Genomic DNA, 13,179 nt, shown 5'->3' on the forward strand with positions numbered 1-13,179 from the left:
GGGTGGGCGGGGAGGCGGGAGGTGCCACCGGGCCGGAGAGCTCCGGGCAGCCTTGAAGGGTATACCCGGGCTATGTGCTCCGTCCAGCGGCCGCCGCGATCCGGCGGTTCCCCCGCCTCCGCCGTCAGCGGACGCGGACCGAGAGGCAGGTGACGCAGCCCTCGAGCTTCTCGAACTCCGAGACGTCCACGGTGAGGACGCGGTAGCCCAGGCTCCGCAGCAGCTCGGCGCTCCGGGGAGCGGAGGCGGCCATCAGGAGGGTGTCGTCGTCGAGGACGACCACGTGGGCGCCCGGCTCCTCGGGCATCGGCAGGAAGGAGGGGAACAGGCGCGGCTCGTCGACGACCGGCTCCCAGCCGATGACCGTGCCGTCGGGCAGCGCGGTCACGGCGCTCTTGAGGTGCAGCACCTTCGTCAGCGGGACCGCGACGACGTCGTACCCGCGGGGGCGGAGGATCGCGCGCAGCTGGGCGACCCCCGCCGCGTCGGTCCGGCCTCCGCGGCCGACGTAGACCGTCGATCCCACCTTGAGGACGTCGCCGCCGTCGAGCGTGCCCGGCTCCTCGATGCGGTCGACCGTCAGGCCGAGGGCGCGGACGGCCTCCTCGGCGCCTGCCGTCTCTCCGCGGCGGGACTCCGCTCCGGACCGGGCGATCACGGCGTGGTCGCCGAAGACGACGACCGCGTCCTCGAGGAAGACGGAGTCGGCGAGTCCGGGCGTCGGTGCGGCCTCGACCGTCTCCCAGCCGGCCCGCTCGAGCAGGTCGACGTACGCCTCCCACTGCTGCTGGGCGCGCTGCTGGTCGACGGGGACGCGCTCGAGGTGGGTGAGCTCGCCCGCCGAGAGGTCGGCGGCCGGGGCCCGGACGATCGCGATGCGGCGGTCGGTGACGACGGCGGCCGGAGCGCCCGTGGTGCGGAGGCGGTTCCAGAGCGTGTGGCCGACGCTCGCTGCCGAGACGGTGAACGCGAGCAGGAAGACGAGGTTGAGTCCGGCGAAGGTCTGGAAGATGGAGGCCCAGACGGCGCCCGTGACGGCCTCGCCGGTGGCGCTGGCTTGGACGAGCGTGCCGAACACGGCTCCGACCACGCCCGCGACGAGTCCCGCGAGGGCGGCGCTCCAGGTGCGTCCGAGCATCCCCGCGACGGCGAGGACGAGGACGACCACGAAGCCGAGCACGCTCGAGAGCAGGAAGTAGGCGTTGACCTGCGGGATGGAGCCGGGCTGCAGCTGGTTGCCGATGAAGAAGGCCAGCAGGTTGGCGAGGTGCGCCACGAGCGCGGTCGCCGCGGCGGCGAGCAGCGCGACGAGGATCCGGCGGCCCGTCCCGGGCGCGCGGCCCCGGTTCGGGGCGATCGTGGAAGCGGCGGTCGGGGTGTCGGGAGTGGACGCGGGCGTCGAGTCGGAAGGCACCCGGCGACCCTACGCGCCCCCGCCCGCGCCCCGCCTGTCGATCCCCTAGCAGCCCCCTAAGAGCCGCCACCGCAACGCAGAGCGGTTTCAGCGGGCCTTGCGTGCCCGGCGATGCCCGCGACCCGCGACGCACCCCGCTCTACGGAACGCACCCCGTCGCGAAGCCGACCGCGCCCCGCCGCGCAGGGAGCGGCGGGGAAGACGAACACGCCAAGGCAGAGCCGACTCAGCGGGAATCGCGTGCCAAGCGATTCCCGCGGTCGGCGACGCAACTCGCTCCACGGAACGCACCCCGTCGCTGAGCCGACCGCGCCCCGCCGCGCAAGATGCGGCCGGGAGGACGAACACCGCAAGGCAGAGCCGGTTCAGCGGGAATCGCGTGCCAAGCGATTCCCGCGACCGGCGACGCACCCCGCTCTACGGAACGCACCACATCGCCGAGCCGACCGCGCCCCGCCGCGCGGGGAGCGGCGGGGAAGACGAACACGCCAAGGCAGAGCCGGTTCAGCGGGAATCGCGTGCCAAGCGATTCCCGCGACCGGCGACGCACCCCGCTCTACGGAACGCACCCCGTCCCGAAGCCGACCGCGCCCCGCCGCGCAGGGAGCGGCGGGGAGATCGAACACCACTTCTTCCACCGAGTGACGGGCGCTCCGCGCCCGTCACTCAGTGGAAGAAGTGCCGCTCCCCCGTCGTGTACATCGTGACGCCGGCGCGGGCGGCCGCGTCGATGACCTCGGCGTCGCGGACGGAGCCGCCGGGCTGGACGACGGCCTTCACGCCGGCGGCGAGGAGCACCTCGAGGCCGTCGGCGAAGGGGAAGAACGCGTCGGAGGCGGCGACGGAGCCGGGGGCGCGGTCGCCGGCGCGGGTGACGGCGAGGTGGCAGGAGTCGACGCGGTTGACCTGGCCCATGCCGACGCCGACGGAGGCGCCGCCCTTGGCGAGGAGGATCGCGTTCGACTTGACGGCGCGGCAGGCCTTCCACGCGAACTCGAGGTCGAGCATCGTGTCGGCGTCGGCGGGCTCGCCGGCGACGAGCTGCCAGCCGGAGCTGACCTCGCCGGGGCCGCCGATGAACCGGTCCGGCTCCTGCAGCAGCAGGCCGCCGGAGATCTGCTTGAACTCGCGCTCGACGGGGGCGTAGAAGTCGGGGAGCTGCAGCAGGCGCAGGTTCTTCTTGGTCTTCAGCACCTCGAGCGCCTCGGGCTCGAAGCCGGGGGCGACGAGCACCTCGGTGAAGATCTCCTTCACCGTCTCGGCCATGGCGAGGGTGACGGGCCGATTCGCGGCGATGACGCCGCCGAAGGCCGACACCGGGTCGCACTCGTGGGCGCGGCGGTGGGCGGAGGCGATGGGGTCGATCGCCTTCGAGCTCGCGATCGCGATGCCGCACGGGTTCGCGTGCTTGATGATCGCGACGGCGGGCAGCACGAAGTCGTACGCCGCGCGGACGGCCGCGTCGGCGTCGACGTAGTTGTTGTAGGACATCTCCTTGCCGTGCAGCTGCGTCGCCTGCGCGATGCCGGTGCCGTCGGGAGAGACGTAGAGGGCCGCCTTCTGGTGCGAGTTCTCGCCGTAGCGGAGGACCTGCTGCAGGGTCCCGCGGATCTCGACCGAGCCCTCGACGCCCTCGGCCGCCTCCTGCCCGGCGAACCAGGCGGCGACGGCGGAGTCGTAGGAGGCGGTGTGCGCGAAGGCGCGGGCCGCCAGGGTGCGGCGCGCGGCGAGCGTCGTGCCACCGTCGGCGAGGGCGGTCGCGATCCCGGAGTAGTCGGCCGGATCGACGACGATCGCGACGTTCGCGTGGTTCTTCGCGGAGGCGCGGACGAGGGCCGGGCCCCCGATGTCGATGTTCTCGACCACGGTCGCCGCGTCGGCGCCGCCGGCGACGGTCTCGCGGAACGGGTACAGGTTCACCACGACCAGCTCGAACGCGGCGATGTCGAGCTGCTCCAGCTGCTCGCGGTGCGAGGCGAGCCTCAGGTCGGCGAGGATGCCCGCGTGCACGGCCGGGTGCAGCGTCTTCACGCGGCCGTCGAGCGACTCCGGGAACCCGGTGACGGCCGAGACGTCGGTGACCTCGTGGCCGGCGCCGCGGAGGGACGCTGCGGTCGAGCCGGTGGAGACGAGCTCGACGCCGGCCGCGGCGAGCGCCGCTCCGAGCTCGAGCAGACCGGTCTTGTCGCTGACCGAGATCAGCGCCCGGCGGACGGGGACCCGGTCGCGGTCGTCGTAGCTGCTGGGGTCGTGGGCGGTGATGCTCATGCGCGGGCGAGCTCCTCGAGGTCGACGGTTCCGTGGGCGATGTCGAGCACCGTCTGCACCAGCAGGCGACGCTCGATGGTCTTGATGCGCTCGTGCAGCGCGTCCTCGCTCTCGCCGGGGAGCACGGCGAGGCTCTCCTGGGCGATGACGGGTCCCGTGTCGACGCCGGTGTCGATCACGTGCACGGTGACGCCGGTCTCGGTCGCGCCGGCGGCGAGGGCGTCGCGGACGGCGTGGGCGCCGGGGAAGAGGGGCAGCAGGGCGGGATGCGTGTTGATCATCCGCGGGCTGAGCGCGTCCACCACCACGGGCGGCAGGATGCGCATGAAGCCCGCGCAGACGACGAGGTCGGGCTCCCACTCCCGGATGCGCCCGAGCAGGGCGGCGCCCCACTCGTCGCGAGAGGAGAAGTCGCGCGGCGCGACCGTGAAGGCGGGGACTCCGCGCTCCTCGGCGTGGCGGAAGCCCTCGGCGTCGGTGTCGCTGCCGACCGCGACGATGCGGGCGGGGAAGCCCTCGTCGCCGGCGGCGTCCAGCAGGGCGCGGAGGTTCGATCCGCCGCCGGAGAGGAGCACGACCAACTTCAGCACTGCGCAAGTCTAGGGGGACGCCTCCGCCGGCGTCAGCTGCGTCGGCTGCGGCCCGCGGCGAGGCCCAGGCCCGCGGCCAGCGCGAGCTCGAGGGCGGCGACCGCCCCGACGACGAGCGGGTCCGGGCCCACCTGGGCGAGCCGCCCGGGCCCGGCGGCGCCCGCCGAGAACCAGGCGAGGAGCCCGAGCAGCAGGCCGCCGACCACGCCGATCCCGCCGGCCGCGGCCGCGCCCCAGCGCAGCAGCGAGCGTCCGTCGAGCGCCTCGATCACGCCGCGCCGCAGCCGCCATCCCGCGGCGAACCCGGCGAGCAGCGGCACGAGCAGCCCGAGGAATCCGAAGGCCGAGTCCCCTGCGGGCAGTGCGGCGAGGACCGGGATCGACGGGATCGGTCCGAGCAGCGTCCCGGCCGCGCTCACGGAGGAGCCGGTGCCGAGGGCGAAGCCCGGGCCGATCAGCCAGCTCGCCGCCCAAATCACCAGGTTCGGGAGGAACGCCAGCTGCCCGAGAGTGAGGGCCAGGCCGCCGAGCGCCTCGGCGCCCAGGCTCTCGTAGAGCGCGACGACCGAGGTGTAGTGCACGACCAGCAGCACGGCGACGAGCACCGCCGCGACGCCGACCACGCCCGCCGCGGCGAGCGCTCCCCCGCGCAGCGACGCGAGGACGAGCCCGGGCCCCGGCGCGGGGACGCGGTCGAGCGCGGAGGCGGCCAGCTCGCCGAGGGAGTCGGCCTCGTCGCTGCGGGCGGAGTGGAGCGCTGCTCCGACGAGCACCCCCAGCGCGAAGACGAGCGGCGGCAGCAGCGTCCCCTGCAGGGGATCGACGGTGGCGGCCGGGTCCGCGGACCCGAGCGAGACCAGGAGCGCGATCGCCAGATAGGTCGCGATCGCGACGAGGACGCCGATGGCCCGGAACGGCGACTCCTGGGCGCGGCGGCCGGTGCGCGCGCCGAGCAGCACGGTGAGGAGTGCGAACGCCAGCGGAGCGATCGTCACCGGGAAGGCGTCCGCGCCTCCGGGCAGCGCCACGGCGAGGGCGGAGTCGGGGGCCAGCGCCGCCTGCAGGTCGGCCCCGTGGCCGAGCAGCCAGGCGTCGGCGGCGACCCGCCAGAACACGCCGAAGTCGACCGTCGTGTCGTACTGCACGGCCCAGAGGACGGTCAGCGGGACGAGCGGGATCGCGATCCCGATCAGCGCCGACAGCGCGGCGTCGAAGGCGGCGAGGAGGGCGACGGTGATCCGGTTCATGGGCCTGACGAGCCTAGCGGCGGCGCGCTCGGAGGCGGGTCAGGGGCGCGCCGCCCGGCCCTCTAGTGTCGGAGCCATGACGGGGACCTCGGACGCACGGACGGAGCGCGGCCTGGACCGCCTCGTCAACTTCTCCGACGCCGTCGTCGCCATCGCCATCACGTTCCTCGTCCTCCCCCTGGTCGACGTGGTCGAGGAGGGCCGCGCGGCCGATCTGGGGTCCCTCCTCACCGGGCACTACGGCACCCTCTCCGCCTTCTTCATCACGTTCGCCGTGATCGGGCGGCTCTGGGCGGTCCACCACTCCGTCTTCGAGGGCGTGGCCCGGTACTCGCCCGCGCTCGTCGTCGCGAACTTCGTCTGGCTGGCCGCGGTCGTCCTGCTCCCCTTCGCGGCGAACCTGATCTCGAACGTGCTCGACACCGACGGCAGCGTCATCGCGCTCTACATCGGCACGATGATCGCGGCGAGCGCGGCGACCCTCGCGATGCAACTCATCGTGCGCCGCGATCCGGATCTCCTGGCCCCGGGGGCGGAGCCGCGGCGCTCCCTCTCGAGGTCGCTGATCGTGATCAGCGTCCTCCTCGCGGCCCTCGTGCTCGCCGTCGCGGTGCCGGCCGTCAACATGTTCGCGCTCCTGCTGCTCCTGCTCTCGGGTCCGATCGAGCGCCTGGTGCACCGCGGGCGCCCCGGGGGACGCGCGGCCCACCGCCGGACGGAGCGCGGGCTCGACCGGCTCGTCAACTTCTCGGACGCGACCGCCGCCATCGCCATCACCGTCCTCGTCCTGCCGCTGGTGCAGCTGGCTCCCGAGGTCGCCCGGGAGGGCGGCGGAGTCCCGGCGCTGCTCGCGGAGCACCTGGACTCGGTCCTCGCCTTCGCGCTCTCCTTCGCTGTCATCGCCGTCTTCTGGATCCCCCACCACCGCGTCTTCGAGATCGCCGGGGACTACGACGGCGCCCTGGTGTGGCTGGACCTGCTCTGGCTGGCCGCGCTGGCGTTCTTCCCGTTCTCGACGAGCGCGCTGGCGCTGTTCCCGGACTCCCGGGCGACGATCGGGCTCTACATCGGCACGATGGCCGCGATGAGCGGGGCGCTGGTCCTGATCGAGCTGCGCCTCTCCCGGCACCCGGAGCTCAGGCGGCCCGGCGCAGGGCCCCTGCCGCTCGCGCCCGCCCTGCTGCCCTTCGCGCTGCTCCTCGTCGCACTGGCGCTGGCGCTGCTGATCCCGTCGGTCGGGCTCTGGTGGCTGCTCCTGCTCCTGCTGCAGCGGCCCGTCCGGGCACTGCTCGCGCGGCGCTGATCCTCAGGCGCCGGGCGTCCAGCCCAGCTGCGGGGCGATGCGCTCAGCGACGGCGCGCAGGATGCGCCGGTGCGACTCCACCCCGCCCACCGCCGGGAGCGTCACCGTGAGCGCGTCCGCTTCCGCGAGCGCCGGATCCGCGGCGAGCGACGCGACGATCCGCTCCGGGCTCCCGACGTGGAGGGGGCTGAAGCGCATCGGGGCGGCGATGATCGACCGGTCGGCCGTGCGGGGGCGGCCCTCGTCGTCCATCCGCGCGAGGTAGCCCTCGATGAAGGGGCGGTGCGCCTCCTCGTCGGCGGCGTCGAGCAGCGGCAGCACGATGCGGCCCGCCGTCACCCTCGACGTGCGCCCCGGGTGCGCGGCGGCGAAGGCCTCGCGGTAGGCGCGGATCTGCACCGCCTGCTGCTCGGCGAACGGCAGGCCCGTCTCCTCCGTGTTGAGCGTGGACACCTGCAGGTGCATGCCCTGCTCGCCCGCCCGGACCGCGGAGGCCACCGTTCCCGCCCCGTACCAGAGCCGGTCGGCGAGGCCGGGCGCGTGCGGCTGCTGGACGAGCGGAGCGCCGACCGGGACCGACATCAGGGCCGACTCCGCGACGCCGAGCACGGCGCCCGAGAGCGCCTCGCGGAGTCGCGCGATGCGCTCCTGCGCCTCCTCGCGGAAGTCGCGCTCGGCCTGCCCGAACACCCCGTCGAAGACGGAGGCGAGATGCGCGAAGCCGCTGCTGACGCCGAGGTCGAGGCGTCCGCCCGAGAGCAGGTCCACGGTCGCGGCGTCCTCGGCGAGGCGCACGGGCGACTCGTAGCGGGCGCCGATGACCGCGGTACCGAGGCGGAGGCGGCGGGTCCGCTGGGAGGCGGCCGCGAAGAAGGTCATCGGAGACGCGAGGTAGCGCTCGAAGTGCCGCACGCGGACCCAGCCGGTGCCGTAGCCGAGCTCCTCGGCGAGCTCGAGCAGAGCGAGCCCGTCCTCGAGGCTCCGCGCGGCGTCGCCGGGCCGCTCGGGGCCCTCCGGGTACGGCACGAAGGTCAGCAGGTCGAGTCCGAGGCGGCGTGTCACGCTGCGAGGCTACTCCGGCCGGACCCGCCCCGACGACGGAACGGACGGCGCCGCCCGCCGGAGCAGGGGCACCGTCCGTTCCGACGGTGGTGCGGGGAGGACGGGCGCTAGAGCGCCGCGTAGACCTCGCGGAGCAGGGCGGCCGTCTCGGACGGCGTCTTGCCGACCTTCACGCCCGCGGCCTCGAGGGCCTCCTTCTTGGCCTGCGCGGTCCCGGCCGAGCCGGAGACGATGGCGCCGGCGTGGCCCATCGTCTTGCCCTCGGGGGCGGTGAAGCCCGCGACGTAGCCGACGACGGGCTTCGTGACGTTCGCCTTGATGAAGTCCGCGGCGCGCTCCTCGGCGTCGCCGCCGATCTCGCCGATCATCACGATCGCCTTCGTCTCGGGGTCGGCCTCGAACGCGGCGAGCGCGTCGATGTGGGTCGTGCCGATGATCGGGTCGCCGCCGATGCCGATGGCGGTCGAGAAGCCCAGGTCGCGCAGCTCGTACATCATCTGGTAGGTCAGGGTGCCCGACTTCGAGACGAGGCCGATCGGGCCCTTGCCGGTGATCGTCGCGGGGGTGATGCCCACGAGCGACTCGCCCGGCGTGATGATGCCGGGGCAGTTGGGGCCGATGATCCGCGTCTTGTTCCCCTTCTCCTGCGCGTACGCCCAGAACTCCGCGGAGTCCTGCACCGGGATGCCCTCGGTAATGACGACGAGGAGGCCGATCTCGGCGTCGATCGCCTCGATGACGGCGTCCTTCGAGAAGGCGGGCGGCACGAACGCGATGGAGACGTCGGCGCCGGTGGCCTCCATCGCCTCCTTCACGGTGCCGAAGACGGGGAGCTCGACGTCGCCGTGGGTGACGGTCGTGCCGGCCTTGCGGGCGTTGACGCCGCCGACGACGTTCGTGCCGGCCTTGAGCATCAGCGCGGTGTGCTTGGTGCCCTCGCCGCCGGTGATGCCCTGGACGATGACCTTGGAGTCCTTGGTGAGGAAGATCGACATGCTTGTTCTCTGATTCCTTGAGTCGTCGGGTCCGTTACGCGGCGGCGAGTTCGGCGGCCTTGTCGGCGCCCTCGTCCATGGTCGCGGCGAGCGTGATGAGCGGGTTGGCGGCGGCCTGGAGGATCGCGCGGCCCTCCTCGACCTTGTTGCCGTCGAGGCGGACGACGAGCGGCTTCGTGGCCGAGTCGCCGAGGATCTCGAGCGCCTGGAGGATGCCGTTGGCGACCGCGTCGCACGCGGTGATGCCGCCGAAGACGTTGACGAAGACGCTCTTGACCTGCTCGTCGCCGAGGATCACGTCGAGGCCGTTCGCCATCACCTGGGCGGAGGCTCCGCCGCCGATGTCGAGGAAGTTGGCCGGCTTCACGCCGTTGTGCCTCTCTCCGGCGTAGGCGACGACGTCGAGGGTCGACATGACCAGGCCGGCGCCGTTGCCGATGATGCCGACCTCGCCGTCGAGCTTCACGTAGTTGAGGTCGTTCTCCTTGGCCTTCGCCTCGAGCGGGTCGGCGGCGTCCTTGTCCTCGAGCGCGGCGTGGTCCGCGTGGCGGAAGCCGGCGTTCTCGTCGAGCGAGACCTTGCCGTCGAGCGCGACGATGTCGCCCTCCTCGGTGAGCACGAGCGGGTTCACCTCGACGAGCGTGGCGTCCTCGCCGGTGTAGACGTCGTACAGCTTCACCAGGACGGGCGCGACCTTGGCGATCAGCTCCTCCGGGAACTTCGCCGCGCGGGCGATCTCCTCGGCTTTGGCCTGGTCGATGCCCTGGCCGGGGACGACCTCGACGCGCGCGAGGGCGTCGGGGCGCTCGACGGCGAGCTGCTCGATCTCCATGCCGCCCTCGTAGGAGGTGAGCGAGAGGTAGGAGCGGTTGGCCCGGTCCAGCAGCACCGAGAAGTAGAACTCGCGGTCGATGCGCGCACCGCCGGCGACCATGACGCGCTTGACGACGTGGCCCTTGATGTCGAGGCCGAGGATCGACTGCGCCGCGGCGTACGCGTCCTCGGGGGTCTTCGCGACCTTCACGCCGCCCGCCTTGCCGCGGCCGCCGATCTTGACCTGCGCCTTGACGACGGTGACGCCGCCCAGCTTCTCCGCCGCGGCGCGCACCTCCTCCGGCGTGTCGGCGACGATGCCCGGGAGCACGGGGACGCCGTACTTCTCGAACAGATCACGGGCCTGGTATTCGAAGAGATCCACGCTGCATTCCCATTCCGCGCCGAGCGCGCTTGCGTTTCGAGTTCGAGGTGGCCCGGACGACGCCGGAGTCTCGGCACTGTCCCTGGGCCGCGCCGAGTCTACTCCGCACCCGCCGGGGGCTTCCCGTGCGGTCGCTCCGCGCCCGCCGGACGCCCGCCGGGGGCACCGGCTCCTCCTCCGCCCGCCGCTCCCGCGTAGCGTGGAGCCATGTCGTCGGCCACCCGCACCCCGGACGTCTTCCGCGAGGGCGTGTTCCTGCTGGCGGGGGCGCGCGCGATCCTCCTCCAGATCGCGCACCCGGCGGTCGGGCAGGGCGTCGCCGACCACTCCGACTTCGTGCACCGGGCCGTGAACCGCCTGCACGGGACGCTCTCCTACCTCTACGTCCTGCACTACGGCACTCCCGAGGACGTGCGCGCCGTCCGCCGCCGCGTGAACAGGGCGCACGTGCCCGTGCGCGGCCCCGGCTACACGGCCTTCGACCCGGAGCTGCAGCGCTGGGTCGCGGCGACGCTCACCCAGTCGATGCTGCAGCTCTACGAGGGCGCCTTCGGTGCGCTGAGCGAGGAGGAGGCGGACGACATCGTGCGCCGCTCCGTCGTCGTCGGCGCGGCCCTGCAGATGCCCGCGGACCTCTGGCCCGACTCCCGCACCGCGTTCGACGCCTACTGGGAGCGGGAGCTGGAGCGCCTCAAGGTCACGCCCGCGGCCCGCCGGGTCGCCCACGACCTGCTGGGCCCGAGCATCGCCGCCTGGTACCTGCGCCCGCTCGGCCCCTACCTCCGCCTGATCACCGCCGGTCTGCTCCCGGCGGCGCTCCGCGAGCCCTTCGGCTTCCACTGGACCGCACGGCAGGAGGCGCGGTTCGAGCGGGCGCTCTCGCGCACCTTCGCCGTCTACCGCCTGCTTCCCGCGATCGTGAGGACGGCGCCCAGCCGCTACTACCTCGCCCGGGTCCGACGCGACGCTCAGAAGCCGGCCACGACCTCCCAGCCCGCGTAGGCGGCGAGCTCCAGCCCGAGCGCCTGCGCGGCCGCACGCGCCTCGTCGATCCCGCGCTCGTCGCGCACGTCGACGGTGACCGGCACGCTGTCGCCGAACCCCGCGATCTCGACCCGCGCGCTCGTCGGACCGCTGTAGAGCGGGACGTGCGCGTCCGCGGTCCGCGCGCCGACCACTCGCGAGCCGGTCGCCTCTGCGATCACCGCGAGGGCGAACGGAGCCGTCACCACCGCATCCGTGTAGAGCGTCGCCTCGCCGCGCATCGCGCCTCCCGTCGTCCGACCCGCGGAACCGGGCCGCAGCAGTCCGACTGTAGGCAGCCGCCCGCGCCTCCCGCACCCCCTTCCGCTCGGCGCCGGGATGCGCACTCCCCGCCCGTCCGTGCTGAACATCCGGTGCGGATCGCTCGACGCGGCCGCCCGGCGGATCTACGGTGAAGCACCCGGCATCCGCCGCGGCGGTCAACGACGACTGGAGCCTTGATGAGCATCACCGAACCCCGCACGGCCGAGGCCCCCGCCGCTCCCCCGCCCGCCGCCGGCTTCGGCACCCTCTCCGTCGCGGCCATCCTGGCGGAGGCGGCGCGGCGCACCCCTGACACGATCGCCGTCCGCGTCGGCGAGCAGGCCGTCGACTACGCGACCCTCTGGCGGCAGACCCGTGCCTACGCCGGAGCCCTGCGCGCCCAGGGGATCGGACCGGGCGACCGCGTGGCCCTGCTCGTCCCGAACGTCCCCGACTTCCCCCGCGGCTACTTCGCCGTCCTCGCGCTCGGCGCCGTGGTGGTCCCCGTGCACGCCCTGCTCAAGCACGACGAGATCGCCTACGTCCTGCGCGACTCCGGAGCCGTCGCGCTCGTGTGCGCCGCTCCGCTGCTCGCCGAGGGGGCCGCCGGAGCGGACCTCGCCGACGTTCCCGTGCTGAGCGTGATGGTGCCCGACGGCACCGCCTCGCCCCTACCGCGCCTGGAGGACCTCGCCGCGGAGGCGACCGCGATCGACGGCTACGTGCCCCGCTCCCCCTCCGACACGGCGACGATCCTCTACACCAGCGGCACCACCGGCCGCCCGAAGGGGGCGGAGGGGACGCACTTCGCGATCGTCTCGCAGTCGGACGTGCTGCTGATGAACACGTTCGACCTGCACCGCGGCGACGTGGTGCTCGGGGCGCTGCCGCTCTTCCACACCTTCGGGCAGGTCTGCGCGATGAACACGGCCTTCCGCACCGCCGCGACGGTCGTCCTGGTGCCGAAGTTCGACGGCGACGCCGCGCTCGAGGCGATGATCGCCCACGGCTGCACGGTCTTCGAGGGCGTGCCCACGATGTACGTCGCCCTGCTCGACGCCGCGACCCGGCGCGAGGACCGGCCGCCGCTGCGCTACGCGGTCTCGGGAGGCGCCGCCCTGCCCGTCGCCGTGATCGAGCGCTTCCGCGAGGTGTTCGGCGTCGAGATCTACGAGGGCTACGGGCTCACCGAGACCTCCCCGGTCGCCACCTTCAACCACGTCGGAGTCCCGCCGCGGCCGGGCACGGTCGGCACGCCGATCTGGGGCGTCGAGGTCGAGGTCGCCCGCCCCGACGTGACCGACCGAGTCGAGCTGCTCCCCCGGGGCGAGCTCGGCGAGATCGTGGTGCGCGGGCACAACCTGATGAAGGGGTACCTCGGCAACCCGGCGGCGACCGCGGAGGCGGTGATCGACGGCTGGTTCCGCACCGGCGACCTGGGCACGAAGGACGAGGAGGACTACATCCGCATCCTCGACCGCACGAAGGACATGATCATCCGCAACGGCTACAACGTGTACCCGCGCGAGGTCGAGGAGGTGCTGATCGGGCACCCGGCCGTGCAGAACGCGGCGGTCTTCGGGATCCCGGATGAGCGCCACGGTCAGGAGGTGATGGCCGCGGTGATCCTCGCCCCGTCGGCGACCGCCACCGCGGAGGAGCTGATCGCCTACGCGAACGAGCATCTCGCCGCCTTCAAGTTCCCCCGCCGCGTCGAGTTCGTCGACGCCCTTCCGCTCGGGCCCAGCGGCAAGATCCTCAAGCGGGAGCTCGTCGCGCGCTACGCCGGCTGACCCCTTCCGCGAGATGCCACTC

At 73.5% G+C, this 13,179-nt stretch carries 11 protein-coding genes; 3 read left to right on the top strand and 8 right to left on the bottom strand.

The genetic code is table 11. The features are described from left to right. Positions 1-124 precede the first annotated feature (124 nt). The 4 genes from ddaH to C5C39_RS01145 form a co-directional block, all read right to left on the bottom strand. The gene (gene ddaH / locus C5C39_RS17930) at positions 125-1,414 is read right to left on the bottom strand and encodes a dimethylargininase (RefSeq protein ID WP_308471204.1); all 1,290 of its coding nucleotides are present in this window, start codon (positions 1,412-1,414) and stop codon (positions 125-127) included. A 666-nt stretch (positions 1,415-2,080) separates the two neighbouring features. Further along, the gene (purH, locus tag C5C39_RS01135; protein ID WP_104352449.1) at positions 2,081-3,682 is read right to left on the bottom strand and encodes a bifunctional phosphoribosylaminoimidazolecarboxamide formyltransferase/IMP cyclohydrolase; all 1,602 of its coding nucleotides are present in this window, start codon (positions 3,680-3,682) and stop codon (positions 2,081-2,083) included. Continuing rightward, positions 3,679-4,272, bottom strand: coding sequence for a phosphoribosylglycinamide formyltransferase (gene purN / locus C5C39_RS01140; RefSeq protein ID WP_104273411.1), 594 nt, complete (start codon positions 4,270-4,272; stop codon positions 3,679-3,681). The genes purH and purN overlap by 4 nt, the downstream gene beginning before the upstream one ends. Positions 4,273-4,304: 32 nt before the next feature. Further along, positions 4,305-5,519: a DUF6350 family protein gene (locus C5C39_RS01145; RefSeq protein WP_104352450.1), complete on the bottom strand. Its 1,215-nt coding sequence runs from the start codon at positions 5,517-5,519 to the stop codon at positions 4,305-4,307. A gap of 76 nt (positions 5,520-5,595) precedes the next feature. Here C5C39_RS01145 and C5C39_RS01150 point away from each other — a divergent pair, with 76 nt between their 5' ends. Next, entirely contained in the window at positions 5,596-6,822 is a 1,227-nt protein-coding gene (locus C5C39_RS01150) for a TMEM175 family protein (RefSeq protein ID WP_181074591.1), read from the top strand. Between the two features lie 3 nt (positions 6,823-6,825). On the opposite strand, the gene C5C39_RS01155 is transcribed toward C5C39_RS01150, so the two are convergent. The 3 genes from C5C39_RS01155 to sucC form a co-directional block, all read right to left on the bottom strand. After that, the gene (locus C5C39_RS01155) at positions 6,826-7,884 is read right to left on the bottom strand and encodes an LLM class flavin-dependent oxidoreductase (RefSeq protein ID WP_104352451.1); all 1,059 of its coding nucleotides are present in this window, start codon (positions 7,882-7,884) and stop codon (positions 6,826-6,828) included. 107 nt (positions 7,885-7,991) lie between these two features. Then, positions 7,992-8,879 (bottom strand): succinate--CoA ligase subunit alpha, encoded by an 888-nt coding sequence (sucD, locus tag C5C39_RS01160; protein ID WP_104224929.1) that lies wholly within the window; start codon positions 8,877-8,879, stop codon positions 7,992-7,994. 34 nt (positions 8,880-8,913) lie between these two features. Continuing rightward, positions 8,914-10,077, bottom strand: a complete 1,164-nt coding sequence (sucC, locus tag C5C39_RS01165) for an ADP-forming succinate--CoA ligase subunit beta (RefSeq protein WP_104352452.1) — start codon at positions 10,075-10,077, stop codon at positions 8,914-8,916. Positions 10,078-10,284: 207 nt separating this feature from the next. Here sucC and C5C39_RS01170 point away from each other — a divergent pair, with 207 nt between their 5' ends. Further along, positions 10,285-11,079, top strand: a complete 795-nt coding sequence (locus C5C39_RS01170; protein ID WP_104352453.1) for an oxygenase MpaB family protein — start codon at positions 10,285-10,287, stop codon at positions 11,077-11,079. On the opposite strand, the gene C5C39_RS01175 is transcribed toward C5C39_RS01170, so the two are convergent. Beyond that, a complete protein-coding gene (locus tag C5C39_RS01175) occupies positions 11,046-11,342 on the bottom strand; it encodes a hypothetical protein (RefSeq protein ID WP_104224926.1) in 297 nt (98 codons plus the stop codon). The two genes, C5C39_RS01170 and C5C39_RS01175, sit on opposite strands and share 34 nt — an antisense overlap. Positions 11,343-11,561: 219 nt before the next feature. Here C5C39_RS01175 and C5C39_RS01180 point away from each other — a divergent pair, with 219 nt between their 5' ends. Then, on the top strand, positions 11,562-13,157 hold the full coding sequence (locus C5C39_RS01180; RefSeq protein ID WP_104352454.1) for a long-chain fatty acid--CoA ligase: 1,596 nt from the start codon (positions 11,562-11,564) through the stop codon (positions 13,155-13,157). The last annotated feature ends 22 nt before the right edge of the window (positions 13,158-13,179 follow it).

It is taken from the genome of Rathayibacter sp. AY1F3 (assembly GCF_002931975.1).
Lineage (GTDB): Bacteria > Actinomycetota > Actinomycetes > Actinomycetales > Microbacteriaceae > Rathayibacter.

Excerpts from the sequence above, each read along its gene's own strand:
- C5C39_RS01150 (WP_181074591.1), top strand. The coding sequence starts at position 5,596 with ATGACGGGGACCTCGGACGCACGGACGGAGCGCGGCCTGGACCGCCTC.
- sucD (WP_104224929.1), bottom strand. The coding sequence starts at position 8,879 with ATGTCGATCTTCCTCACCAAGGACTCCAAGGTCATCGTCCAGGGCATC.
- C5C39_RS01175 (WP_104224926.1), bottom strand. The coding sequence starts at position 11,342 with ATGCGCGGCGAGGCGACGCTCTACACGGATGCGGTGGTGACGGCTCCG.
- C5C39_RS01180 (WP_104352454.1), top strand. The coding sequence starts at position 11,562 with ATGAGCATCACCGAACCCCGCACGGCCGAGGCCCCCGCCGCTCCCCCG.
- C5C39_RS01145 (WP_104352450.1), bottom strand. The coding sequence starts at position 5,519 with ATGAACCGGATCACCGTCGCCCTCCTCGCCGCCTTCGACGCCGCGCTG.
- C5C39_RS01170 (WP_104352453.1), top strand. The coding sequence starts at position 10,285 with ATGTCGTCGGCCACCCGCACCCCGGACGTCTTCCGCGAGGGCGTGTTC.
- purH (WP_104352449.1), bottom strand. The coding sequence starts at position 3,682 with ATGAGCATCACCGCCCACGACCCCAGCAGCTACGACGACCGCGACCGG.